Genomic DNA, 24,421 nt, shown 5'->3' with positions numbered 1-24,421 from the left:
AGTGTGAAAACAAAAATCAATGTACTTGTAGTTGATGACTCCGCATTCATGAGGAAAGTGATTAGCGATTTTCTTGAAGAAGATCCTAGAGTAAAAGTTGTGGGAACGGCCCGTAATGGTCTCGATGCAATTGAGAAAATCGAAAAACTTAAACCCGATGTTGTTACGCTAGATGTCGAAATGCCAATAATGAATGGGATTGATGCGCTAAAAGAAATTATGAAAAAAAATCCCCTTCCAGTCATTATGGTAAGCAGCACAACGAAAGAAGGTGCTGAAAATACCGTAACGGCAATGGACTTTGGCGCGATTGATTTTGTCGCGAAACCATCGGGAGCAATTTCACTAGACATACACAAAATTAAGCAAATATTAATTGATAAAGTTAAATTAGCTGCACATGCGAATGTTCATAATCTTACTCCAAAGAATAGTATGGTGGCAAATTATCCAACATTTAAAAAAATACATATGAGTAACAATGAACATAGGAAAAAAATAGTTTTGATTGGCACATCGACAGGTGGGCCCAAAGCATTGCAAGAGGTGCTGACAAAATTGCCAAGTGACATTGATGCACCGATCGTTGTTGTTCAACATATGCCTGCTGGTTTTACAAAATCATTAGCATACCGATTGCATTCCTTGTCTCAAATAACTGTTAAGGAGGCAGAGGACGGTGAAATTATTAAAAATGGGTTCGCCTATATAGCTCCTGGGGGCTATCATTTAAAAGTTAAGCAGTCTGGTTCAATGTTAACCGCTCAATTAAACAAAGATGAACCAAGAAATTCACACCGTCCTTCGGTTGATGTGATGTTTGAATCCGTTGCTGAGTTAGATAATTTTTTGAAAATTGCTGTTATTATGACTGGCATGGGTTCTGACGGAACAGAAGGATTACTTTCGCTAAAAAAATCAGGTGCTGAAGAAGTAGTGGCTATTGCGGAATCGGAGGAATCATCTGTCGTATTTGGAATGCCAAAAGCTGCAATCCTTTCTAACCAGGTTGATCAGGTCGTTCATCTACAACAAATTGCTGAAGTAATCACAAAATATTGCGCAAGAGTATGAGAATTTTGAAACATTAGTTAATAGAAAATGGAGGTGCTTTCTATGGATAAAAGTCAGTACTTAGATATGTTTATCGATGAGAGTAAAGAACATTTACAGGCAATTAATGACAATCTTCTAAAGTTAGAGAATAGTCCTGAAGATTTATCAATTGTTAATGAGATCTTTAGGTCTGCGCACACTCTAAAAGGAATGTCGGCAACGATGGGATTTGAAGATTTAGCAAACTTGACCCATCAGATGGAAAATGTTCTTGATGGAATACGTAATCAAAAAATTCCTGTTGAGACGTTTGTATTAGATACAGTATTTGAATCCGTTGATGATTTAGAAGCAATGGTTCTGTCTATCGCTAACGGTGGTGACGGTGTAAGAGATGTTTCTCATGTTGTTTCACAGCTGGAGAAAATTGAAAAAGGTGTTCTGCAACCAACTCAAAGTCCGAATAAAACAGAAACAGTAAATAAAAGTGCTGATAAAACTACTAATGAGTCATCTATTAATCTAGAGACATATGATGATTTTGAAATTACTGTACTCTCTCAATCTCAGGAACAAGGGTATAATGCATACCAAATAAAAGTCGTTTTACGGGAAGATTGTGTGTTAAAAGCTGCCCGGGTATTTATGGTCTTTGAAGTGTTGGAACAGATAGGTGAAATTATTAAATCAACCCCTACAGTTGATGCTTTAGAGGATGAAGCATTTAATAACGATTTTGTCGTTACTATTATTTCGAAGCATTTAGAAGAAGAGATTAAAAGTAGAATCTTAAAAGTTTCGGAGATTGAAGATGTTCAAGTTATCATCCTTGATATCAAAGAATACGCAAAGGTACAAAATGAACCAGTAAAAGAAGTGGAAGCAGAAGCAGTGAAAAAAGAAATACTGATGGACGAGTCAGCAGCAACAATTGAGGAAGTCGTTCCAACTCCACGAAAAGGAACAGCAAAAGAGGAAAAATCAGCAGTTAATGCCGGAAATAAAACGATCCGTGTCAACATTGAAAGATTAGACATTCTTATGAATTTATTTGAAGAGCTGGTGATCGACCGCGGACGGTTGGAGCAAATTTCCAAAGAATTAAAGAGTAGTGAGTTAACAGAAACAGTAGAACATATGTCTCGTATTTCCGGTGATTTGCAAAACATTATTTTAAATATGAGAATGGTTCCAGTTGAACAAGTATTCAATCGTTTTCCAAGAATGGTAAGGGGATTAGCGAAAGAATTAAATAAAAAAGTCCACCTTGAAATTATCGGGGCAGAAACAGAATTAGATCGTACTGTAATTGATGAAATTGGAGACCCTCTCGTCCATCTTATTCGAAATTCCCTTGACCATGGAATTGAAACATCAGAAAGAAGAGTGCAAACTGGGAAAAATGAAGAGGGACAAATTACCTTAAAAGCGTATCATAGTGGAAATCATGTTTTTATTGAAGTTTCAGATAACGGTGCCGGAATTAATCGTGAAAAAGTATTAAAAAAAGCGATTGAAAATGGAATCGTTTCAACTGAAAACGAAAAGAACCTATCAGATAAACAAGTCTATGAGCTGCTATTTGCCTCTGGTTTAAGTACAGCAGATATTGTATCCGATGTATCAGGTCGAGGTGTTGGACTAGATGTAGTAAAAAACAAAATTGAATCGCTTGGTGGAAATGTAACTGTCGATTCAGTTCCAGGAGAAGGAACAGTATTTTCAATTCAACTGCCATTAACATTATCAATTATTTCCGTCATGTTAGTAGAGGTTCAAAATGAAAAGTACGCAATTCCATTATCTTCAATCATTGAAACGGCAATTGTAAAGAAAGAAGATATTCTTGCGGCACATAATCAAAAAGTGATCGATTTCAGAGGAAGTATCGTTCCACTTGTTAATCTAAAAACAGTATTTGATGTTCCGATTATAAAAGAACAAGATGATTATTTCTCCATAGTTATTGTTCGAAAAGGGGAAAAAATGGCAGGTTTAGTTGTCGATTCTTTTATTGGACAACAGGAAATTGTTTTAAAATCATTAGGCAATTATTTAACAAATGTATTTGCGATTTCAGGAGCTACAATTTTAGGGGATGGGCAGGTCGCTTTAATTATCGATTGTAATGCATTAATAAAATAAGCAGTCTATATAGTATTTGAGGTAGTTTCAGAAGGAAAAGGGGGATGGTTTCGATGACAGAGAGCAGTAAAATAATGAATGAGATGAAAGTCATTGTATTTCAGTTAAAAGATGAGGAGTATGGTGTGGAGGTTGAACAAGTGCGTTCAATTGAAAGAATGCAATATATAACTCGTGTTCCTAAAACTCCAGAGTTTGTAAAAGGTGTGATTAACTTACGCGGAGTTGTAACACCGATTATTGAATTACGAAACCGTTTTGGAATTGAAGAAGTTGCGCACACTGAAAGTACTCGGATTATTATTGTAGCCGTTGGAGAAATGGAAGTAGGACTAATCGTTGATGCTGCCAATGATGTTATTGATATACCGGTTTCTGCAATAGAACCGCCTCCTGAAGTAGTAGGTGGGATTGAAGCGGAATATTTACGGGGGGTAGCAAAACTTGAGAAACGACTTCTTATCCTATTAAACTTGGACAAAGTATTAAATCCGAAAGAATTAAAGGAAATAAAAAGTATTGAGGCTGTTCAATGAGCTTTTTAGATAAATTTGATTCATTTCATTTAGATATACTTAAAGAAGTTGGAAACATTGGTGCAGGTCATGCAGCAACGGCGCTTTCACTGCTGCTGAATAAGGTTATTGATATGCAAGTTCCTGCAGTGAGAATTGTTTCGTTTAGTGATATCCCTGAACTAGTAGGCGGCTCAGATAATGTAGTTGCAGCGGTTCTATTAAGAATAGAAGGTGATGCTCCGGGGAATATGTTTTATATGTCACCTGTGAACGAAGCGACTTCTCTAATCCGTCATCTAATAGGAGACGAAACCTTTTCATTAGAAGACGAGTCTTGCTCGGAAATTGGTTTATCTGCTCTTCAAGAGTTAGGAAATATTTTGGCGGGTTCTTATTTATCTGCACTTTCTGATTTGACAAAACTTAACCTTCAGCCTTCAGTACCTGCTACGAGTATTGATATGGCTTCAGCTATACTTAGTTATGGGTTAATTGAAATTTCGCAAGTTGGTGATTTTGCTATTGTTATTGATACTAGCATTACTGAAAAAATCAATCAACAAGATGAAAATCTAACCGGCCAGTTCTTTTTACTGCCAGATCCTGATTCGTTTCGCAAGATATTTCAGGCATTAGGGGTAACCGTTGATGAGTGAGGTGATTAAAGTTGGAATGGCTGACTTGAATGTCGCCAAATCACCTCAAACAATTCGAACTTCAGGACTTGGTTCCTGTGTTGGGGTCGTTATCTATGATGAATCGACAAAGATTTGTGGAATGGCCCATGTTATGCTACCTGACTCATCACTTGGGAAAGGTAGTAGTATTAACGTAGCAAAATATGCAGATACCGCTGTATCGGAATTAATTGAACGATTGAAAAGTGCAGGTGCAAAAGTTTGGAGTTTAAAAGCAAAGCTTGCCGGTGGAGCTCAAATGTTTAAATTTTCAACTTCAAATGAAATGATGAGAATAGGTCCTAGAAATGTAGAAGCAGTAAAACAGCAATTAAAGGAATTGCGAATTACTGTTGTAGCAGAAGATGTTGGCGGTAGTAGTGGTAGAACAATTGAATTTAATCCAAGTACATCGATGCTAGTTATTCGGACTGTAAATAAGGGTACAACTGAAATTTAGAAACACTTGTTTGTTATCAGTTGTAGGCCGCTTTTTATGAAAATTGCCAATAGATAGAGGAGGAGAATGATGGCTCGGACATCTTTAAAGAAAAAAGACGAACATTATTGGGATCGATGGATAAATACTCGTGATAATGATGCTGCAGACTATCTGATTCGACTTTATTTACCTTTGGTCAATTATCATGTCGAAAGAATTTCTGTTGGATTGCCTCGTAACGTTAATAAGGATGATATTCGCAGTCATGGAATGATTGGCTTATATGATGCATTAGAAAAATTTGATGTTAGCCGGGAATTGAAATTTGATACATATGCATCTTTTCGAATCCGTGGAGCGATTATAGATGGTTTAAGACAAGAAGATTGGATGCCGAGATCTTTGAGAGAGAAAACGAAAAAAATAGATGCGGCAATTGAAAAACTTGAACAGGTTTATGGGCGTAATGTAACTGCCAAGGAAGTAGCTGTTGACGTGGAATTATCGGAAGATGAAGTTACCCAAGTCATTGCGGAATCCTTTTTTTCTACAATGCTCTCTATGGATGAAACAACAGTTGAATCAAATCGAGATGAAACATATAAAGCTGTGATAGAGGATAAATCAATCTTAACTCCCGATCAACATGTTGAGATGAAGACAACAAATGATGAACTCATTAAAGTAATTGATACGCTAAATGAAAAAGAAAAGCTAGTTGTAAGTTTGTTTTATTTTGAAGAGCTTACTTTAACTGAAATCGGAAACGTACTCAATCTTTCTACTTCGAGAATATCACAAATCCACTCTAAAGCATTATTTCGACTACAACAAGCATTTAAACGAGCAAAATAGTTTTCTTAAAGAAAGTAAGAGGTGCGTGCGGCAATGGGGAAGCCAGAGGACTTTTTTAAATTTAAATTTGCCAATAATCGAATGCAGGCCTATATTATCCAATTTAAACAGCTTGCAAGTAGTGCTAAATTTGTTTTAGAAGATTTTTACATGTTACTGAAAGAAAATGGTATTCAGTTCGGCCTTAAAGATGAGCTTGTCCCCATGCTTGCAAAAGACCCGCAGCAATTTTCATATCCTCTTCTCATTGCAGAAGGGAAACAGCCTGTAAATGGCAAGGATGCCTCTATAATTCCTATTTATGACTCTGATGATAAGAAAAATGAACATCAGAAATATGAGAGGGTCGATTATAAACAAGTACATGTGATTCCTTCTGTGACGAAAGGACAACTAGTCGCTGAAAAACTACAAGCTACGGAAGGAACGCCAGGAATTAATGTTTTTGGTGAAGAAGTTCTTGCTAAGAAAGGAAAAGATGTTCGTTTTCGTATAGGACAGAATACGGCCATTAATGAAGACGGCACAAAATTATTTTCAACAATTGATGGCCAAATGATGATGGAGAGAAACGGGCGTATACATATTTATCCTTCCTACGATGTACATGGCGATTTAACAATGAAAACTGGAAATATATCGTTTGTAGGAAATGTGAACATTAATGGGAATGTACCAACAGGATATCAAGTTGTTGCAAAAGGAGATATTCGTATTCGTGGTACTGTCGAGGCTGCAACAATCATTTCCGGAGGTTCGGTCTTTGTAGGTGCAGGTATTATGGGACAAGGCAAAGGGAAGATCGAAGCAAAAGGGAGTTTACATTCTACATTTGTCAACCAAGCTACAGTTGATGTGGAAGGGGATATACATGTATCTCAATCGATTTTCCACAGTCAATGTACTGCTAGCGGCAGCGTTTACTGTAATGAGGGGAAGGGAAATATCGTCGGAGGTATTCTTTCAGCTGGTGGAGAGATTATTGCAAAAAATATCGGCAATTCGATGCATACGGCAACCTCTCTATATTTAGGAGCCAATAAAAATATCATCGATCGGGAAAAGGTAAACCGAAATCAATTGAAAAAGGCTGAAGAAGATATTGCTAAATTAACAATACTGCTAAAAAAACTATTAGAAAAGAATACTAAAGGAAATCTTCTTCCAAATGAACGAATTATGCTTTTGAGGATTAGGAATACAGTTGACCAGGCAACAAAACTGCAAATAGAAGCGAAGGAAAATTTAATTGAAATTGAAGAACAGTTGGAAAGAAATAAAGATGCAGTAGTAAAAGTTGCGGGGAGTATCTATCCCAATGTAATTGTCATTTTTGGGAAGTACCAGCGAAAAATTAGTACGATTAATAAAAATATGAAAATAACACTTGAGGATAATGAAATTATTTTTACACCTATGTAACTAGCCGCAACCTTAATCAAAGTAAGGAGTGTGTTATATTGAGCTTGAAAGCGATTGAAGCACAAGGGGCTGTCCCTAGAACACAGAATGCAGGGAAGATTCAAAATCAGTTACAACAAAGAGGACAGGTCACTCAAGATCAACTTGCCCTAAATCATAAAGAGGAAGCAGAGCACAATAAAAAAAGAGTGACGGAAACGGAAGATGTCCAAACAAAGCGAATGCAAAATAAAGATGATAAGAATCAACAGCAAAGTTCGCAATATGATCAAAAAAAGAAGCAAGATAGAAAAAAAGAAAAAAATGCAAAACATCCTTTTAAGGGGAACAATATTGATTATTCTGGATAGAGGGATTGTATGACCTTTTTACTCATAATTAGCTTAATCCTCCACTTGTTTACGTTTTTTTGGATTATCATATTAACCCAAAAAATAAAAACACAAGAAGGGACTGTACCAAATCAAGATAAAATCAAAGCTGAGATTGAAGATTTACTCGTTGCCTATACAACAGAAATGAAAGAAGATAATGAACGATTACTTCAAGCGATCTCCAAGTTACAGGTAAACAGTCAAATGAGGACTGCTATACCTAATGAACCTGATCTTGAGTCAGTACCTACACCAAAGCAGCAATTCGAAATGACTGAAATACAAAAGGAAAATACTGAAAACAAGAGTGTAGAAATTAAAAAGGAATCGGACAGCGAGGATATTCCTCTTCCAATTGACGATGTAAAAGATACGTATGAACAGTCAAAAACTGCTCAAGTATTTCTGCTGTCACAACAAGGATTAGCGATCAAGGAGATTGCAAAAAAGCTCAATATGGGTGAAGGAGAAGTTGAGCTGATATTAAAATTTTATCAATAATTGTTGAATTTGCTTGCTATTAAAACAGCGATATGGTATATTATTTTTCGGTGTTAATTACACACGTTCGTTAATTTAAGTAATGGTGCTGCACTGCAGTTTTACTTGAAGAGGACACGGGCGGAGGAAAAAAAACCAAAAGGAGGTGTGGAGCATGGCAGTGATTTCTATGAAACAATTATTAGAAGCTGGGGTACACTTCGGTCACCAAACTCGTCGTTGGAACCCAAAAATGGATCGCTACATCTTCACGGAACGTAATGGCATTTATATTATTGACCTACAAAAAACGGTCAAAAAGGTTGAGGAAGCTTACAATTTTGTAAGAGACTTAGCTGCTGATGGAGGAAAAGTTCTTTTTGTAGGAACTAAGAAACAAGCCCAAGATTCAGTTAAGGAAGAAGCAGAGCGCGCGGGAATGTACTACATTAACCAACGTTGGTTAGGTGGAACATTAACAAACTTTGAAACAATTCAAAAGCGTATTGCTCGCCTTAAAGAACTTGAAAGAATGCAAGAAGATGGAACATTTGATGTTCTTCCTAAGAAGGAAGTAATTCTTCTTAAAAAGGAAATGGATCGACTTGAAAAATTCCTAGGCGGAATTAAAGATATGAAGACAATTCCTGATGCATTGTTTATCATTGACCCGCGTAAAGAACGTATTGCGATTGCGGAAGCGCATAAGCTTAACATCCCAATCGTTGCGATTGTCGATACAAACTGTGACCCTGATGAAATTGATTATGTAATTCCAGGGAACGATGATGCAATTCGCGCTGTGAAACTTCTTACAGCAAAAATGGCAGATGCAATTATCGAAGCTAACCAAAGCGAAGAAACATCTGCGTAAATTGTACTATCAGAAAGGGTGGTGAAGGGGTTTACCCTTTGCCACCTTTTTTTCACAAACGCGTTGTGATTTTTTTAGTAAGTGCTCGTGCATAGAAGCACGGGATATCGCTAGACTAAAAAAGAGATTTTTTGTCCAATATGAAGAAATGAATGTTTAGTTTGATTACATAACTCAAGGAGGAATAATAATGGCAATTACAGCAAGTATGGTTAAAGAATTACGTGAAAAAACAGGCGCGGGTATGATGGATTGTAAGAAAGCGTTAACTGAAGTAGATGGAGATATGGAAAAAGCAATTGATCTTTTACGTGAAAAAGGAATTGCTAAAGCTGCTAAAAAAGCAGACCGTGTTGCAGCAGAAGGATTAGCTTTTGTTAAAGAAGAAGGCAACAAAGCAATTATCGTTGAAGTTAACTCTGAAACAGATTTCGTTGCAAAAAATGAAAACTTTAAATCATTAGTTTCTGAGGTTGCTGCACACGTATTAGCTCAGGCACCAGCGTCAGTTGAAGAAGCTCTTGCACAACCGTTCCAAGGTGGTTCAGAGACTTTAGAAGCATACATTAATGGACAAATCGCTAAGATCGGAGAAAAAATTTCTCTTCGTCGTTTTGAAATCGTTGAGAAAGAAGATGGAGACGTATTTGGTGCATATTTACATATGGGAGGACGTATCGGTGTTTTAACAGTTCTTGGCGGAACAAATGATGCTGACTTGGCAAAAGACGTTGCGATGCACGTAGCAGCGATTAACCCTAAATATGTTTCACGTGATGCTGTATCAGAAGAAGAAGTTCAACGTGAGCGTGAAGTGTTAACACAACAAGCTCTGAATGAAGGTAAGCCAGAAAACATTGTTGCAAAAATGGTTGAAGGCCGTTTAGGAAAGTTTTTCGAAGATATTTGTTTATTAGATCAAGCTTTTGTTAAAGATGGAGATCAAAAGGTTGGAAAATATGTACAAAGCAAAGGTGCAACAGTGAAATCTTTCATTCGCTATGAAGTTGGAGAAGGAATGGAAAAACGTGAAGACAACTTTGCTGAAGAAGTTATGTCTCAAGTGAAAAAATAATGAATGATAAAGGGGACACAGTGTGTTCCCTATTTTTTGAAAAAATAGGTGTGACTATCTCTACATAGAGGATGTAAAAACATAAGCAATGTTTACGAGAAGCTCCCTATTACATTCCGACTAACTGCATGGAGGTTATTATGGAAAAACCTAAGTATAAGCGTATTGTCTTAAAATTAAGTGGTGAAGCACTTGCGGGCGGACAAGGATATGGGATTGATCCGACTGTTATCCAATCGATTGCCTCACAAATAAAAGAAATTGTAGCATTAGAAGTTGAAGTTGCGATTATTGTTGGTGGCGGAAACATTTGGAGGGGTATGGCTGGAAGTGCAAAAGGTATGGACCGTGCTACAGCCGATTATATGGGAATGTTAGCAACAGTCATGAATTCACTTGCACTTCAAGATAGCTTAGAGAATATCGATGTGCCAACACGTGTACAAACATCGATTGAAATGAGACAGGTTGCAGAACCTTATATTCGAAGACGAGCGATTCGCCATTTAGAAAAAAATCGAGTTGTTATCTTTGCTGGCGGTACTGGAAATCCTTATTTCTCAACGGATACGACTGCAGCACTTAGAGCAGCTGAAATTGAAGCTGAAGTAATCTTAATGGCTAAGAATAAAGTAGATGGTGTATACAGCGCAGACCCTAGTGTTGATGCAAATGCCAAGAAATACAATTCCTTAACCTATTTAGATTTACTTAAAGAAGGTTTAGCTGTTATGGACTCAACTGCATCATCTTTATGTATGGATAATGATATTCCATTAGTTGTTTTTTCAATTATGGAAGAAGGAAATATTAAACGTGCTGTAATGGGTGAAGAAATCGGAACAATAGTGAGGGGGACTTAATCATGTCGAAGGAAATTATTAAAAATGCTGAACAAAGAATGACAAAGGCAATTGATGCACTAAAACGAGAATTAGCTACGCTGCGTGCCGGAAGAGCGAATCCAGCCATTTTAGATAAAGTGCATGTTGAGTATTATGGAGCACCAACTCCGTTAAATCAGTTAGCAACAATCTCGGTTCCAGAAGCTAGATTATTACTTATTCAACCGTTCGATAAAACAGCAATATCAGATATTGAACGCGGTATTCAAAAAGCAGATTTAGGATTAAGTCCTTCTTCAGATGGAACAGTGATTCGAATTACGATCCCTCCTCTAACGGAAGATCGTCGTAAAGAACTTGTTAAACTTGTAAAGAAATATGCTGAAGAAGCTAAAGTTGCAGTGAGAAATGTTCGACGTGATGCTAACGATGAATTAAAGAAAGTACAAAAAGACGGTGAAATTACTGAGGATGAATTACGCCGTAATACGGATGAAGTTCAAAAAATTACTGATAAACAGATTACCGTCATTGATGATGTCGTTCAAAATAAAGAAAAAGAAATCATGGAAGTATAATAGAAATAACTGTACAATAGAATAATAAAGAAATTCATTGTTTTTTCTTTATACTTGCCGGAACGATAGACCCTCTCAACTCAGGGGGTTTTTTTATACGATCTGGTTGTAAAAACAGTGGAAACAGATCGTATAAAAAAACTACAGCTTCCTGTAAGGTTTTTGATTCAAGTTGAAATAATGCTAGATGAACGTGGGGGACTTAATCATGCTTGAAAAATTTACTAATTGGAAGGTCAAAAATGAGGAAAACACTCAGTCTGTTTTGACCAACACCGAAAATTTGCCGAAACATATTGCGATTATTATGGATGGAAATGGTCGTTGGGCAAAAAAAAGGGGATTACCGAGGATCGCAGGGCACCGTGAAGGAATGAGTGTCATAAATAAAATCGTCAAAAAAGCAAATGACATTGGTATTGAAACGTTAACACTCTATGCATTCTCAACAGAAAATTGGAAGAGGCCAAAAAATGAAGTCGATTTTCTGCTAAGGTTACCTGAGCGCTTCCTAAGTATTGAACTTCCAAAATTAGTGAAGGAAAATGTGAAAGTAAGACTAATGGGAAGTAAAGAAAATCTCCCGGCACATACGTTAAAGGCAGTTGAAACGGCAATAAATGAAACAAAAGATAATACAGGATTGGTCCTTAACTTTGCCTTAAATTATGGAAGTCGCTTTGAAATTGTCAAAGCAGTTCAACAAGTTGTAAAAGATGTTGAAGACGGTAAATTAACAGTTGATGAGATAATGGAAGAGACAATTGAACAGTATTTAATGACGGATACATTACGTGATCCGGATTTACTGATTCGAACGAGTGGTGAAATTAGGTTAAGTAATTTTATGCTTTGGCAATTAGCTTATACAGAATTTTGGTTTACGGATGTCTTATGGCCTGATTTTACAGAAGAACACTTTTTAGAGGCAATACAAGTTTACCAACGTCGTGCTCGTCGTTATGGAGGCGTGTAAGAGAAAGGAATGACTTAATTTGAAAGAGAGAATGATTACAGGGGTTATTGCAGGTATTGCCTTTATAGCCCTCGTTGTGATCGGAGGCCATTTATTTACAATAGGCATTGCGATTCTTGCGTCTATAGCACTTGCAGAGTTGTTAAAAATGAAAAAGATACCACTTGTTTCATTTACAGGTCTTATAAGCTTATTATTAATGTGGACCATACTACTTCCGAATAGTTACTATTCCAATAATGTATTTGCAGACATATCAAAAAATGATATGTTTTTGGCTTTTGTTTTATTATTATTAATTGTTACAGTAACATCCAAAAACTCGGTTCATTTTGGTGATATTGGCTTTATTCTTGCGGCTTCCAGTTATGTAGGCTTTGGCTTTCACTATTTTATCGTTAGTCGAGTTGAGCTTATGAATGGAATGTTAATTGTATTTTTAATATTATTTTTAATATGGGCAACGGATTCTGGTGCTTATTTTATTGGAAGAAAATTCGGGAAAAGGAAATTATGGCCAGAGATCAGTCCGAAAAAGACCATTGAAGGGTCATTAGGTGGAGTTGCCTGTGCATTTATAGTTGGAATTGTTTTTTATTCATTTGTACCGGTCCTTGACTCAATGTCTACATTAGTAGCAGTCATCCTCCTCACATCGATTTTTGGACAAATTGGTGATCTTGTAGAGTCAGCATTGAAAAGACACTATGGAGTGAAAGATTCGGGACATATCCTACCAGGCCATGGGGGGATATTGGATAGGTTTGATAGTTTGATTTTTGTTATGCCAATTTTACATTTATTTCAAGTCATATAAACATACTAATTGTATGCTAAATGTATATACATATAGATAAAAACTTATTATTTTCATAAAGTGCCCCATTAATAAACAATGACTGAATAAAGGGAGAGGAATTAATGAAAAAGATCAGCTTACTTGGGGCAACTGGGTCGATTGGAACACAAACATTAGATGTGATTAAGGAGCACAGTGATAAATTTACCCTTGTTGCCATGTCAATTGGTCATAACATAACATTAGGCCTCATGCAAATCCATGCTTTTAAGCCTAAAATTGTGTCCGTGATCAACAAAGAGGATCGAGAAAAAATTAAACATGATATTCCTTTTGGAGTAAAAGTTGTATATGGTTTAGAGGGATTAATTGAAGTCGCTACATTTGCTGAGGCCGATATTGTTGTCAATGCAGTTATTGGTAGCGTTGGATTAGATCCGACGTTAGCGGCGATTGAATCGAATAAGACAATAGCAATTGCCAATAAAGAAACATTAGTTACAGCTGGTCATATTGTAACAGAAGCTGCAGAGAAGCATGATGTTAGTCTCCTGCCCGTAGATAGTGAGCATTCTGCTATATACCAATGCTTGCAAGGTGAGAATGTTTCGCGAGTTGAACGATTGATCTTAACAGCATCTGGGGGAAGTTTTCGTGATAAGACAAGGGCTGATTTAGAAGGTGTGACTGTCAATGAGGCATTAAATCATCCGAATTGGTCGATGGGGGCAAAGATCACGATTGATTCTGCTACGATGATGAACAAAGGACTAGAGGTTATCGAAGCACATTGGCTCTTTTCTATTCCTTATGAAAAAATTGATGTTCTTATTCATAAAGAAAGTATTATTCATTCGATGGTTGAATTTGTTGATCATAGTATGATTGCTCAGCTTGGAACACCAGATATGAAAGTTCCAATTCAATATGCGCTTACTTATCCCGATCGTCTTGAAAGTAAACAAGGAAAAAGGTTAAACTTGTGGGAAGTGGGCGAGCTTCATTTTGCAAAACCTGACTTTGAGCGATATCGATGTTTGCAGTATGCATATGAAGCAGGACGAATTGGCGGAACGATGCCTACCGTACTAAATGCTGCAAATGAAATTGCGGTGGCTGCTTTTTTAGAAGGTGAAATTTCCTTCTTACAGATAGAGTCATTGATTGAAGAGGCCATGAGTCATCATGCGGTGCTTCAAACACCATCATTAAAAGTTATTCAAGAGGTTGATCAAGAAACACGGCAATATGTCCACTCACTAATTAAATAAAGGTGGGATAAAAAATATGAATACACTGATCTCGATCATTATTATTTTTGGATTACTCGTTTTTATCCATGAATTAGGTCATCTTGTGTTTGCAAAGCGAGCAGGGATATTATGCCGAGAATTCGCGATTGGATTTGGTCCAAAGTTATTTTCATTTAAAAAAGGCGAAACAGTATATACAATTCGTCTGTTACCGCTTGGGGGATTTGTCCGGATGGCCGGTGAAGATCCCGAGATGATCCAAATCAAACCAGGATATGAAATCGGGTTAAAATTTAATAATGAAGGTAAGGTAAATTATTTAGTCATTAATAACAAATCCAAGCATCCTGATGCAAAGGTAATAACAGTTGAAAAGGCTGATTTGGAACACGGTCTTTATATTAATGGGTATACTGACGATGATCCTGGGTTACAAACCTTTTCTATTGATGAGAAAGCACATTTTATTTATGATGAACAAGCTACACAGATTGCCCCATATAATCGTCAGTTTGGCTCTAAAACGATTGCACAGCGGGCACTTGCTATTTTTGCCGGGCCAGCAATGAACTTTTTGTTAGCATTTGTGATTCTAACAATTTTCGCCTTATTCCAAGGAGTTCCAACAGACGATGCCAAAATAGGGTTAGTCGCTCCAGACGGGGCAGCACAAGAGGCAGGATTACAGCCGAACGATGAAATCCTATCTGCAAACGGTACGCCATTAGAATCATGGGAAGATTTAACAAGTATTATCCAAGCACATCCGAATCAGGAGTTAGTCTTTCAGGTTAATCGTGGTGGAGAGATGTTAACAATACCGATTGTACCGAATGAGCGTGTGAATCAAGAAGGTGAAGTTGAAGGATTTATTGGGGTAGGGATTCCAACTGAGTTTTCGTTGGTTGGATCGTTAACTTTTGGTGTCACTCAAACAGTTGAATATACAAAGTTGATTTTTGAAAGCTTAATCATGTTAATTACAGGACAATTCTCACTAGATCATTTAGCAGGACCTGTTGGGATTTATAATTATACTGGTCAAGCTGCAGCGATGGGAATTTTTGTTCTCATGCAATGGGCAGCCATTCTAAGTGTCAATCTAGGAATCATAAACCTTTTACCGTTACCAGCTCTTGATGGAGGACGTCTCATGTTTATTGGTCTTGAGGCAGTTCGAGGGAAACCGATTGATCCACAAAAAGAGGGATTGGTACACTTTATTGGTTTTGCATTACTCATGCTATTGATGCTTGTTGTAACATGGAATGACATTAATAAGTTTTTCCTATAAAACGATGCATAACGAGGGCTTTCAATCTAAGTCCTCGTTGTCATTGAAAAGAGTTTAATAATAATTAAGTATTAGAAAATTACATAATGAGGTGCGTTTTAATGAGACAGAAACTATATATGTGCCCAACAATGCGTGAAGTTCCTGCTGATGCTGATATTGCCAGTCATCAGCTAATGCTGCGTGCTGGGCTCATTCGTCAAAGTGCAGCTGGAGTATACTCTTTCTTACCATTGGGTATGAGGGCTGTACAAAAGGTTGAGGAGATTGTACGTGAAGAAATGAATGAAGCAGGAGGGCAAGAACTATTAATGCCAGCCATACAGCCTGCAGAGTTATGGCAAGAGTCTGGACGCTGGGAAGCATATGGTCCTGAACTAATGCGTATGAAAGATCGACATGATCGTGAATTTGCATTGGGTCCAACACATGAAGAAGTCATTACAAGCTTAGTGCGTGATGAAGTGAAATCGTATAAAAGACTGCCAATGACATTATACCAAATCCAAACGAAATTCCGTGATGAACGAAGACCACGTTTTGGTGTTTTACGCTCACGTGAATTTATTATGAAAGATGCCTATTCATTTGATTCAACGAAAGAGGGATTGGATGAAAGTTATGATAAAATGTATAATGCTTATTGCAATATTTTCTCTCGCTGTGGTTTAGATTACCGGGCAGTCGTTGCCGATTCAGGTGCAATGGGCGGGAAGGATACACATGAATTTATGGTGCTATCAAAAGTGGGTGAAGATACCATTGCATATTCAGATGAATCCGATTATGCTGCTAATATAGAAATTGCTGCAGTTCATGTCAATTATGAAAAAAGTGATGAACCACTTGCAGCATTAGAAAAGATTGAAACACCAAATCTTAAGACAATCAACGAATTAAGTGATGCATTATCGATATCAGATCAACTATTGATTAAATCATTACTGTTTATCGTTGATGGTGAACCTGTATTGGCACTTTGCCGTGGTGACCATGAAATAAACGATATTAAACTGAAAAATGTGTTGAGTGCGGAAATTGTTGAGCTAGCAACAGCTGAACAAACAGTTCAATATATGAAATGTGAAGTCGGTTTCTTAGGACCAATTGAAGTACCGAGTGATGTAAAAGTCATTGCCGATCATGCAATTGAATTTATTGTAAACGGTGTATGCGGAGCAAATGAAAAAGACTATCACTTTAAAAACGTAAATCCAAGCCGCGATTTTTCGATCGAGCAATACGATGATTTACGCTTTATTAAAGAGGGTGATCCATCACCTGATGGGAAAGGCACGATTAAGTTTGCAGAAGGCATTGAAGTTGGGCATGTATTTAAGCTCGGTACACGTTATAGTGAAGCAATGGGAGCGACGTACCTTGATGAAAATGGAAAGTCCCAACCAATGATTATGGGATGCTATGGCATTGGTGTAACACGAACTGTTGCAGCGATTGTTGAGCAAAGTCATGATGAAAATGGTATTGTTTGGCCTGTATCAGTAGCACCATTTCATATCCATTTGATTCCAATAAATGTAAAGAATGAGGATCAAGTTAAATTAGCAGAAACATTATATGAAAAGTTAAAGCAAGAACGCTATGAAGTTCTGCTTGATGACCGTCCAGAGCGAGCTGGTGTTAAATTTAATGATTCTGATTTAATCGGCCTACCGATACGTATTGCTGTCGGTAAGAGGGCTGGTGAAGGAATTGTTGAAGTAAAAGTGCGAAAGACTGGAGAAATGTTCGAAACAGAAGTAGACAAGCTGTCAGATCTATTAAAAGAATTATTTCAACAACTATAAGTTTTAATCAAATCCAATGGTACCTCTAAATAGGGGTACCATTGACTTTGTCATTACTACGATTCAATTTGAAATAAAACAAGGAGGGAGAATCATGAACGCAGGGGATCAAATAAGAAAAGAACGTTTTCAATTACTCCTCCAACAAGTATCCATACCTGAAGATTTAGTTCGGTCATATTTTCAAGGCGGCTCAATTCAAAAATTAATTGTTCAAAAAGAAACGAAGACGTGGCACTTCCAGCTGCACATACCACAAATTTTACCATACAGTGCTTTTGAAGTGTTTTCAGATCGTTTGCATCAAGGACTTAAGCATATTGCCAACATTAGTTTTTCTTTGGCTTATGATGATAACAAACTTTCAGAACACATCATCAACGAATATTGGCCTTATCTCGTCTCTCAGATAGAAGGCTGTTCTCCTTCGATCATCCAATTATTAAAGGATCAAAAGCCGGTATTAAAAGATGCAAAAATAATGATTAATGTTCGAAACGAGACAGAAGCTGTTGCCCTGAAACGGAAATTACCGGAATTATTAGCACCTACTTTTCAACGTGTTGGCTTTCCTGCACTACAATTAGAGTTAGTTGTAAAGGAATCTCAACAAGAATATGAGAAGTTTGTAGAGCAGAAGCAGCAAGAGGATCATTCAAAAGTGGTTGCTGCAATGATTGAAAAACAAAAAATGGAAAAAAGTGCTGAGAAGATTGCCCAAACAGATTCACTTGTTATTGGATATCAGATTAAGGACGATCCAATTCCACTAGAAACAATCGTTGATGAGGAGCGTCGGATTGTTGTACAGGGTTATGTTTTTGATGCTGAAACACGCGAACTTCGCAGTGGCCGCACGTTGTTAACGTTTAAAATTACTGACTATACCGATTCGATTTTAATAAAAATATTTTCTCGTGATAAAGAAGATATTCCACTATTGCAATCGATTAAAAAGGGAATGTGGGTAAAGGTTCGCGGTGGTGTTCAAAATGATACATTTGTTCGAGACCTTGTAATGATCGCCAATGATATTAATCAAGTTCAACCAGAACAACGAAAAGACCTCGCTCCTGAAGGGGAAAAGCGTGTTGAACTACATTTGCACACTCCAATGAGTCAAATGGATGCAGTAACATCTGCAGGTCGGCTCGTTGAACAAGCAGCGAGATGGGGTCATCCTGCTATAGCGATTACGGATCATGGTGTAGTCCAATCCTACCCTGAGGCATATGGTGCTGGTAAGAAACACGGCATTAAAATATTGTATGGTGTAGAGGCGAACCTTGTAGATGATGGTGTTCCGATCGCCTACAATGAACAACATCGTCGTTTATTAGACGAGACATATATTGTATTTGATGTTGAGACGACAGGATTATCTGCTGTGTATAATACAATAATTGAACTGGCAGCTGTGAAAGTAAAGAACGGAGAAATCATTGATCGTTTTGAATCTTTTGCTAACCCGCACGAGCCATTAACAAACACGATTATTGAACTAACAGGAATTACTGATGATATGCTGACAGATGCACCAGAGGTTGAAGAGGTGTTACGTAAGTTTTATGAGTTTATTGGTGATTCGACTTTAGTTGCTCATAACGCGAGCTTTGATATGGGGTTTCTTAATGTTGGCTTCAAAAGAATTGGAATTGGTGAAGTGAAGAATCCAGTTATTGATACGTTAGAATTAGGGCGTTTCCTATATCCTGAATTAAAGAATCATCGTTTAAATACATTATGTAAAAAGTTTGATATTGAACTTGTCAGTCATCACCGAGCAATTTATGATGCTGAGGCGACGGGTTACCTTTTATGGAAAATGGTGAAAGACGCCACAGAAAAAGAAATCGAGTTCCATGACCAACTAAATAATAATATGGGAAAAGGAGATTTTCACCGTCTTCGTCCTTCACACTGTATCTTATTAGCGAAAAATCAAGTTGGCTTAAAAAATATTTATAAACTAGTATCGGCATCTCATTTAAACTATTTTTTCAGAACGCCAAGGATACCGAGATCGTTACTGCAAAAATATCGAGAAGGAATTATTGTAGGGTCTGGCTGTGATCAAGGTGAGGTCTTTGAAGGGATGATGCAAAAATCAGTTGATGAAGTAGAGGAAATTGCCCGATTCTATGACTATTTAGAAATTCAGCCGCCAACAAATTATTATCATCTCATTGAAAAAGAACTTGTCCGTGATGAATTAGCGATTAAAGAAATTATTGAAAACATTATTAATCTTGGTGAAAAGCTGAATAAACCGGTTGTTGCCACTGGCAATGTTCATTATTTAGCACCTGAAGATCATATTTACCGTAAAATTTTAATTAAAAGCCAAGGTGGGGCAAATCCACTAAACAGGATTACATTGCCACAAGTACATTTCCGTTCTACGGATGAAATGCTTGAATGTTTTTCTTTCCTTGGCGAAGAGAAAGCAAAGAAAGTCGTGGTAACAAATACCCAGGGAATTGCCAATGAGATTGAGGAGATCAAGCCAATACCTGATGATCTTTATACTCCAAAAATTGAAGGTGCAGACGAAGAAATTCGTTCCATGAGTTATAATCGGGCTCGCAGTATTTATGGCGAAAACTTACCAGAGATTGTTGAAGCGAGATTAGAGAAAGAATTAAAAAGTATTATAGGTCATGGATTTGCGGTTATTTACTTAATTTCACACAAACTCGTAAAAAAGTCATTAGAGGATGGTTATCTTGTTGGATCACGGGGATCAGTCGGGTCTTCATTTGTCGCTACAATGACCGAGATAACGGAAGTCAACCCATTACCACCTCATTACGTTTGTCCAAATTGTCATCATTCATACTTTTTTAATGATGGTTCAGTAGGTTCCGGCTTTGATTTACCTGATAAAGATTGTCCAGAATGTGGTACAAAATATATTAAAGATGGTCAAGACATTCCTTTTGAAACATTTCTTGGTTTTAAGGGGGATAAGGTACCTGATATTGACTTAAACTTTTCCGGGGATTACCAGCCCAGAGCCCATAATTATACAAAAGAACTCTTTGGTGAAGAGTATGTTTATCGAGCAGGGACAATTGGTACGGTTGCCGAGAAGACAGCTTATGGTTATGTAAAGGGATATCAGAGTGATCACGATCTTCATTACCGAGGAGCGGAAATTGATCGTCTCGTTTCAGGATGTACGGGCGTAAAACGGACAACTGGACAGCATCCAGGGGGAATTATTGTAGTCCCTGACTATATGGATATCTACGATTTTTGTCCGATTCAGTATCCAGCTGATGATAAAACCTCAGAATGGCGGACAACGCACTTTGATTTCCACTCCATTCATGATAATTTATTAAAGCTAGATATCCTGGGACACGATGATCCGACTGTTATTCGTATGCTTCAAGATTTAAGCGGGATTGATCCGAAGACAATTCCAACTGATGACCCTGATGTCTACGAGATTTTCAGCAGTCCAAAATCATTAGGAGTAACTGAAGAACAAATTATGTGTAAAACAGGAACTCTTGGAATTCCCGAGTTTGGGACACGCTTTGTGCGACAAATGCTTGAAGAAACAAAACCAAGTACATTTTCTGAACTTGTGCAAATATCCGGTCTTTCTCATGGAACTGACGTCTGGTTAAATAACGCTAACGAATTGATTTACAGCGGAACATGTGAATTAAAAGATGTTATCGGCTGTCGTGATGATATTATGGTTTATTTAATTTACAAGGGGTTAGAGCCATCATTAGCTTTTAAAATTATGGAATTTGTACGTAAAGGAAAAGGACTGCAAGAGGAATGGATTGAGGAAATGAAAAAGAATGATGTTCCAGACTGGTACATTGGTTCTTGTATGAAGATAAAATATATGTTCCCTAAGGCGCACGCCGCGGCTTATGTATTAATGGCAGTACGAATTGCTTACTTCAAAGTGCATCATCCGATTTTGTTCTATGCTGCTTATTTTACGGTGAGAGCAGACGATTTTGATATTGATGCGATGATAAAAGGCTCGGCAACAATGAAAGCCAAAATTGAGGAAATCAATGGGAAAGGCCTTGATGCATCACCTAAAGAAAAAAGTTTGTTGACTGTTTTAGAGATTGCTCTTGAAATGTGCGAAAGAGGTTTCACATTTCAAAAGGTAGATTTGTATCGCTCTGCTGCCTATGAGTTTATTGTCGATGGAAATTCGCTCATTCCACCGTTCAACGCCCTATCAGGAGTAGGAACAAATGCTGCAATTAATATCGTAAAGGCTAGAGAAGACGGAGAGTTTCTTTCAAAAGAGGACCTTCAGCAACGAAGTAAAATTACAAAAACAGTACTAGAAAACTTGGATAATCATGGATGTTTAGAAGGCTTACCAGAATCTAATCAACTTTCATTGTTTTAAAAAAGTTGATGGAGAAGATTTTTCCTAAGAGTAGCAAGAAGTCTCCACAACGTAGCAAAGTTGCATAAATAAAGGGATTATGTTATATTTTTATGGTAATACTTAGAATAGTGATGCGCGAAGAGTGGGGAAACCCACTCTTTCGTTTTGAATGCTGAAATTTGAGGAAATATATAAATAATGAAGTTACTTATATACCTGCATACATTATTAACAAGCATAGGAGGATCTGAATGAGTAAAAAAGTGACAGACATTACGGAAGAGCTCGTCACACCCATTTTAAGTGATTTACAATTAGAGTTAGTGGATATTGAGTTTAAAAAGGAAGGTAAAAATTGGTTCTTGCGCGTCTATATCGATTCAGAAAAAGGTGTAGATATCGAAGATTGCGGAAATGTAAGTGAAAAATTAAGTGAAGCACTTGATAAGCATGATCCAATTACACAAGCGTACTTTTTGGAAGTATCGTCTCCAGGAGCAGAACGGCCTTTAAAGAAAGAAAAGGATCTTGTTAAAGCAGTTGGGAAGAATGTACATATAACAACATATGAGCCCATAGATGGGGAAAAAGTGTTTGAAGGTGAACTTAAAGGTTTTGATGGTGAAATACTAACTGTAGCGATAAAAGTGAAAACGAGAGTAAAACAAGTTGAGATTCCATATAAAAAAGTGGCAAGTGCTAGACTTGCTGTTTTGTTTTAATTGAAAGGGGGAGAAAACTCCATGAATAGTGATTTTATGGATGCCTTAAATGCATTAGAAAAAGAAAAAGGGATTGACAAAGAAGTAATTATCGAAGCGATTGAAGCTGCTTTAATATCTGCTTATAAAAGAAATTTTAATCAAGCACAAAATGTTCGTGTCGATATAAATCGGGAAAATGGCAGTATGCGTGTATTTGCGAGAAAACAGGTTGTAGAAGAAGTATTTGACTCTCGACTTGAAATTTCTGAAGATGCAGCGAAGGGAATTAATCCGCGTTTTCAAGTTGATGATATTGTTGAGATTGAAGTAACGCCAAAGGATTTTGGAAGAATTGCTGCCCAAACAGCAAAACAAGTTGTTACTCAGCGAGTTCGTGAAGCAGAACGCGGAATTATCTATTCTGATTTCATCGACCGTGAAGAGGATATTATGACTGGTATTGTCCAACGTCAAGATAACCGGTTTATCTATGTAGATCTCGGTAAAGTGGAAGCTCTTTTACCATTGAGTGAGCAAATGCCAAATGAGCAATACAGACATAACGATCGAATTAAAGCCTTTATAACGAAGGTTGAAAAGACAACAAAAGGCCCACAAATATTAATATCTCGTACCCACCCAGGACTTTTGAAACGTCTTTTTGAATTAGAAGTGCCGGAAATTTATGATGGAACAGTCGAAATTAAGTCTGTGTCCAGAGAAGCTGGTGACCGTTCTAAAATAGCGGTGCATGCAACAGATCCAGATGTTGATCCGGTAGGCTCATGTGTAGGTCCAAAGGGCCAACGTGTGCAAACGATTGTTAATGAGTTAAAGGGAGAAAAGATCGACATCGTTCGATGGTCAGAGGACCCTGTTGAATATGTAGCAAATGCATTGAGTCCATCAAAGGTTCTTGAAGTAAGAGTTGATGAAGAACAAAAAATGACCCAAGTCATCGTCCCAGACTATCAGCTTTCATTAGCAATTGGAAAACGTGGACAAAATGCTAGACTTGCTGCTAAGCTTACAGGGTGGAAAATAGACATTAAAAGTCAATCTGAGGCCGAAGAGCTTGGTATATATCCATCAGAAGAAAATATCCAAGTTGAGGATGTTGAGGACGTAGAAAACACTGATCAAATGGATCTATCATCGGAAGAAGTCTCTGAATAAAAAAGGAGATGGAATAAATGATGAAAAAACGAAAAACGCCACTTCGTAAATGTGTCGTTACGAATGAAATGAAACCGAAAAATGAACTGATTCGAATTGTTCGTTCACCAGAAGGGGAAGTAAGTATTGATCCTACCGGAAAGAAATCAGGACGAGGTGCTTACATAAGCGATAGCAAGGAATGCTTCGAACTTGCAAAGAAAAGGGATATTCTTTCAAGGCATTTAAATGTGAAGGTAAGTGATGAAATCTATGATGCACTTGAGAAAGAAAGGCAAAAAGGTAGCTAATCATGCAAGAATCACAATGGATATCATTGCTAGGACTCGCGGCTAGAGCGAGAAAGCTTGTTACTGGGGAAGAGCTTGTCGTCAAGGACATAAGAAAAGGCAATCTAAACCTTGTCCTACTTTCAGCGGATGCGTCAGAACTTACAAAAAAGAAAATTACAGATAAATGTAATTACTATTCAGTTCCATGTCGGATTGTATCTGATCGCGCTACGTTAGGCGAAGCGATTGGTAAAGGAGAACGAGTAGTTATTGGAGTTACTGATATAGGTTTTTCAAAAAAACTCATTACCATTATAGACCAAAAAGTATGAAGTACTTCCCTATCTTACTCAAGATATGTACAAATTCTCTGAGTAACAGAACTAAGTGACGGTGTTGTGAAACGATTTAAAAGGGAGG

General features: G+C 37.3%; 23 protein-coding genes. All 23 read left to right on the top strand.

The features are described from left to right. Positions 1 to 3 precede the first annotated feature (3 nt). The 23 genes from ACJ2A9_RS08395 (at position 4) to ACJ2A9_RS08285 (ending at position 24,333) form a co-directional block, all read left to right on the top strand. Positions 4 to 1,074, top strand: coding sequence for a protein-glutamate methylesterase/protein-glutamine glutaminase (locus ACJ2A9_RS08395; RefSeq protein WP_441421188.1), 1,071 nt, complete (start codon positions 4 to 6; stop codon positions 1,072 to 1,074). 42 nt (positions 1,075 to 1,116) lie between these two features. Next, the gene (locus ACJ2A9_RS08390) at positions 1,117 to 3,201 is read left to right on the top strand and encodes a chemotaxis protein CheW (RefSeq protein WP_441421187.1); all 2,085 of its coding nucleotides are present in this window, start codon (positions 1,117 to 1,119) and stop codon (positions 3,199 to 3,201) included. A 53-nt stretch (positions 3,202 to 3,254) separates the two neighbouring features. Next, positions 3,255 to 3,737: a chemotaxis protein CheW gene (locus ACJ2A9_RS08385; RefSeq protein WP_441421186.1), complete on the top strand. Its 483-nt coding sequence runs from the start codon at positions 3,255 to 3,257 to the stop codon at positions 3,735 to 3,737. Next, on the top strand, positions 3,734 to 4,375 hold the full coding sequence (locus ACJ2A9_RS08380) for a chemotaxis protein CheC (protein WP_441421185.1): 642 nt from the start codon (positions 3,734 to 3,736) through the stop codon (positions 4,373 to 4,375). The genes ACJ2A9_RS08385 and ACJ2A9_RS08380 overlap by 4 nt, the downstream gene beginning before the upstream one ends. Beyond that, complete coding sequence (locus ACJ2A9_RS08375) at positions 4,368 to 4,856, top strand: chemotaxis protein CheD (protein ID WP_441421184.1); 489 nt, start codon at positions 4,368 to 4,370, stop codon at positions 4,854 to 4,856. The genes ACJ2A9_RS08380 and ACJ2A9_RS08375 overlap by 8 nt, the downstream gene beginning before the upstream one ends. A 69-nt stretch (positions 4,857 to 4,925) precedes the next feature. After that, positions 4,926 to 5,693 carry a FliA/WhiG family RNA polymerase sigma factor gene (locus ACJ2A9_RS08370; protein ID WP_441421183.1) on the top strand — a complete coding sequence of 256 codons (768 nt, stop codon included), beginning with the start codon at positions 4,926 to 4,928 and terminating at the stop codon, positions 5,691 to 5,693. Positions 5,694 to 5,726: 33 nt separating this feature from the next. Next, entirely contained in the window at positions 5,727 to 7,115 is a 1,389-nt protein-coding gene (locus tag ACJ2A9_RS08365; RefSeq protein ID WP_441421182.1) for a DUF342 domain-containing protein, read from the top strand. Positions 7,116 to 7,153: 38 nt separating this feature from the next. Continuing rightward, positions 7,154 to 7,465 (top strand): hypothetical protein, encoded by a 312-nt coding sequence (locus ACJ2A9_RS08360; RefSeq protein WP_441421181.1) that lies wholly within the window; start codon positions 7,154 to 7,156, stop codon positions 7,463 to 7,465. A gap of 9 nt (positions 7,466 to 7,474) precedes the next feature. Continuing rightward, on the top strand, positions 7,475 to 7,990 hold the full coding sequence (locus tag ACJ2A9_RS08355; RefSeq protein WP_441421180.1) for a DUF6115 domain-containing protein: 516 nt from the start codon (positions 7,475 to 7,477) through the stop codon (positions 7,988 to 7,990). A gap of 154 nt (positions 7,991 to 8,144) precedes the next feature. Then, positions 8,145 to 8,843: a 30S ribosomal protein S2 gene (gene rpsB / locus ACJ2A9_RS08350; protein WP_441421179.1), complete on the top strand. Its 699-nt coding sequence runs from the start codon at positions 8,145 to 8,147 to the stop codon at positions 8,841 to 8,843. A 190-nt stretch (positions 8,844 to 9,033) separates the two neighbouring features. After that, a complete protein-coding gene (tsf, locus tag ACJ2A9_RS08345) occupies positions 9,034 to 9,918 on the top strand; it encodes a translation elongation factor Ts (RefSeq protein WP_441421178.1) in 885 nt (294 codons plus the stop codon). 140 nt (positions 9,919 to 10,058) lie between these two features. Further along, a complete protein-coding gene (gene pyrH, locus ACJ2A9_RS08340; RefSeq protein WP_441421177.1) occupies positions 10,059 to 10,781 on the top strand; it encodes a UMP kinase in 723 nt (240 codons plus the stop codon). Positions 10,782 to 10,783: 2 nt separating this feature from the next. Beyond that, complete coding sequence (gene frr / locus ACJ2A9_RS08335; RefSeq protein WP_441421176.1) at positions 10,784 to 11,341, top strand: ribosome recycling factor; 558 nt, start codon at positions 10,784 to 10,786, stop codon at positions 11,339 to 11,341. A gap of 208 nt (positions 11,342 to 11,549) precedes the next feature. Beyond that, positions 11,550 to 12,317, top strand: a complete 768-nt coding sequence (locus ACJ2A9_RS08330; RefSeq protein WP_441421175.1) for an isoprenyl transferase — start codon at positions 11,550 to 11,552, stop codon at positions 12,315 to 12,317. Between the two features lie 19 nt (positions 12,318 to 12,336). Then, the gene (locus ACJ2A9_RS08325; protein ID WP_441421174.1) at positions 12,337 to 13,134 is read left to right on the top strand and encodes a phosphatidate cytidylyltransferase; all 798 of its coding nucleotides are present in this window, start codon (positions 12,337 to 12,339) and stop codon (positions 13,132 to 13,134) included. 104 nt (positions 13,135 to 13,238) lie between these two features. Beyond that, positions 13,239 to 14,387: a 1-deoxy-D-xylulose-5-phosphate reductoisomerase gene (locus ACJ2A9_RS08320; RefSeq protein WP_441421173.1), complete on the top strand. Its 1,149-nt coding sequence runs from the start codon at positions 13,239 to 13,241 to the stop codon at positions 14,385 to 14,387. Positions 14,388 to 14,403: 16 nt separating this feature from the next. Beyond that, complete coding sequence (gene rseP / locus ACJ2A9_RS08315; protein ID WP_441421172.1) at positions 14,404 to 15,663, top strand: RIP metalloprotease RseP; 1,260 nt, start codon at positions 14,404 to 14,406, stop codon at positions 15,661 to 15,663. A 101-nt stretch (positions 15,664 to 15,764) separates the two neighbouring features. Next, positions 15,765 to 17,471 (top strand): proline--tRNA ligase, encoded by a 1,707-nt coding sequence (locus ACJ2A9_RS08310; protein ID WP_441421171.1) that lies wholly within the window; start codon positions 15,765 to 15,767, stop codon positions 17,469 to 17,471. A 94-nt stretch (positions 17,472 to 17,565) separates the two neighbouring features. Beyond that, positions 17,566 to 21,867 carry a PolC-type DNA polymerase III gene (locus ACJ2A9_RS08305; protein ID WP_441421170.1) on the top strand — a complete coding sequence of 1,434 codons (4,302 nt, stop codon included), beginning with the start codon at positions 17,566 to 17,568 and terminating at the stop codon, positions 21,865 to 21,867. Positions 21,868 to 22,100: 233 nt separating this feature from the next. Beyond that, positions 22,101 to 22,571, top strand: a complete 471-nt coding sequence (gene rimP / locus ACJ2A9_RS08300) for a ribosome maturation factor RimP (protein WP_441421169.1) — start codon at positions 22,101 to 22,103, stop codon at positions 22,569 to 22,571. 21 nt (positions 22,572 to 22,592) lie between these two features. Beyond that, positions 22,593 to 23,729 (top strand): transcription termination factor NusA, encoded by a 1,137-nt coding sequence (nusA, locus tag ACJ2A9_RS08295; protein WP_441421168.1) that lies wholly within the window; start codon positions 22,593 to 22,595, stop codon positions 23,727 to 23,729. Between the two features lie 20 nt (positions 23,730 to 23,749). After that, positions 23,750 to 24,019: an RNase P modulator RnpM gene (gene rnpM, locus ACJ2A9_RS08290; RefSeq protein ID WP_441421455.1), complete on the top strand. Its 270-nt coding sequence runs from the start codon at positions 23,750 to 23,752 to the stop codon at positions 24,017 to 24,019. A gap of 2 nt (positions 24,020 to 24,021) precedes the next feature. After that, positions 24,022 to 24,333, top strand: a complete 312-nt coding sequence (locus ACJ2A9_RS08285; RefSeq protein ID WP_441421167.1) for a YlxQ family RNA-binding protein — start codon at positions 24,022 to 24,024, stop codon at positions 24,331 to 24,333. The last annotated feature ends 88 nt before the right edge of the window (positions 24,334 to 24,421 follow it).

The sequence above is a fragment of the Anaerobacillus sp. MEB173 genome, from assembly GCF_052119505.1.
Lineage (GTDB): Bacteria > Bacillota > Bacilli > Bacillales > JBJMAU01 > JBJMAU01.
The sequence above is the reverse complement of the archived record's forward strand: the minus strand, read 5'-3'. Positions and strand labels throughout refer to the sequence as shown.

Coding starts and splice junctions, on each gene's coding strand:
- ACJ2A9_RS08390 (WP_441421187.1), top strand. CDS start 1,117: ATGGATAAAAGTCAGTACTTAGATATGTTTATCGATGAGAGTAAAGAA.
- ACJ2A9_RS08385 (WP_441421186.1), top strand. CDS start 3,255: ATGACAGAGAGCAGTAAAATAATGAATGAGATGAAAGTCATTGTATTT.
- ACJ2A9_RS08380 (WP_441421185.1), top strand. CDS start 3,734: ATGAGCTTTTTAGATAAATTTGATTCATTTCATTTAGATATACTTAAA.
- ACJ2A9_RS08375 (WP_441421184.1), top strand. CDS start 4,368: ATGAGTGAGGTGATTAAAGTTGGAATGGCTGACTTGAATGTCGCCAAA.
- ACJ2A9_RS08370 (WP_441421183.1), top strand. CDS start 4,926: ATGGCTCGGACATCTTTAAAGAAAAAAGACGAACATTATTGGGATCGA.
- ACJ2A9_RS08365 (WP_441421182.1), top strand. CDS start 5,727: ATGGGGAAGCCAGAGGACTTTTTTAAATTTAAATTTGCCAATAATCGA.
- ACJ2A9_RS08355 (WP_441421180.1), top strand. CDS start 7,475: ATGACCTTTTTACTCATAATTAGCTTAATCCTCCACTTGTTTACGTTT.
- rpsB (WP_441421179.1), top strand. CDS start 8,145: ATGGCAGTGATTTCTATGAAACAATTATTAGAAGCTGGGGTACACTTC.
- tsf (WP_441421178.1), top strand. CDS start 9,034: ATGGCAATTACAGCAAGTATGGTTAAAGAATTACGTGAAAAAACAGGC.
- pyrH (WP_441421177.1), top strand. CDS start 10,059: ATGGAAAAACCTAAGTATAAGCGTATTGTCTTAAAATTAAGTGGTGAA.
- frr (WP_441421176.1), top strand. CDS start 10,784: ATGTCGAAGGAAATTATTAAAAATGCTGAACAAAGAATGACAAAGGCA.
- ACJ2A9_RS08330 (WP_441421175.1), top strand. CDS start 11,550: ATGCTTGAAAAATTTACTAATTGGAAGGTCAAAAATGAGGAAAACACT.
- ACJ2A9_RS08320 (WP_441421173.1), top strand. CDS start 13,239: ATGAAAAAGATCAGCTTACTTGGGGCAACTGGGTCGATTGGAACACAA.
- rseP (WP_441421172.1), top strand. CDS start 14,404: ATGAATACACTGATCTCGATCATTATTATTTTTGGATTACTCGTTTTT.
- ACJ2A9_RS08310 (WP_441421171.1), top strand. CDS start 15,765: ATGAGACAGAAACTATATATGTGCCCAACAATGCGTGAAGTTCCTGCT.
- ACJ2A9_RS08305 (WP_441421170.1), top strand. CDS start 17,566: ATGAACGCAGGGGATCAAATAAGAAAAGAACGTTTTCAATTACTCCTC.
- rimP (WP_441421169.1), top strand. CDS start 22,101: ATGAGTAAAAAAGTGACAGACATTACGGAAGAGCTCGTCACACCCATT.
- nusA (WP_441421168.1), top strand. CDS start 22,593: ATGAATAGTGATTTTATGGATGCCTTAAATGCATTAGAAAAAGAAAAA.
- rnpM (WP_441421455.1), top strand. CDS start 23,750: ATGAAAAAACGAAAAACGCCACTTCGTAAATGTGTCGTTACGAATGAA.
- ACJ2A9_RS08285 (WP_441421167.1), top strand. CDS start 24,022: ATGCAAGAATCACAATGGATATCATTGCTAGGACTCGCGGCTAGAGCG.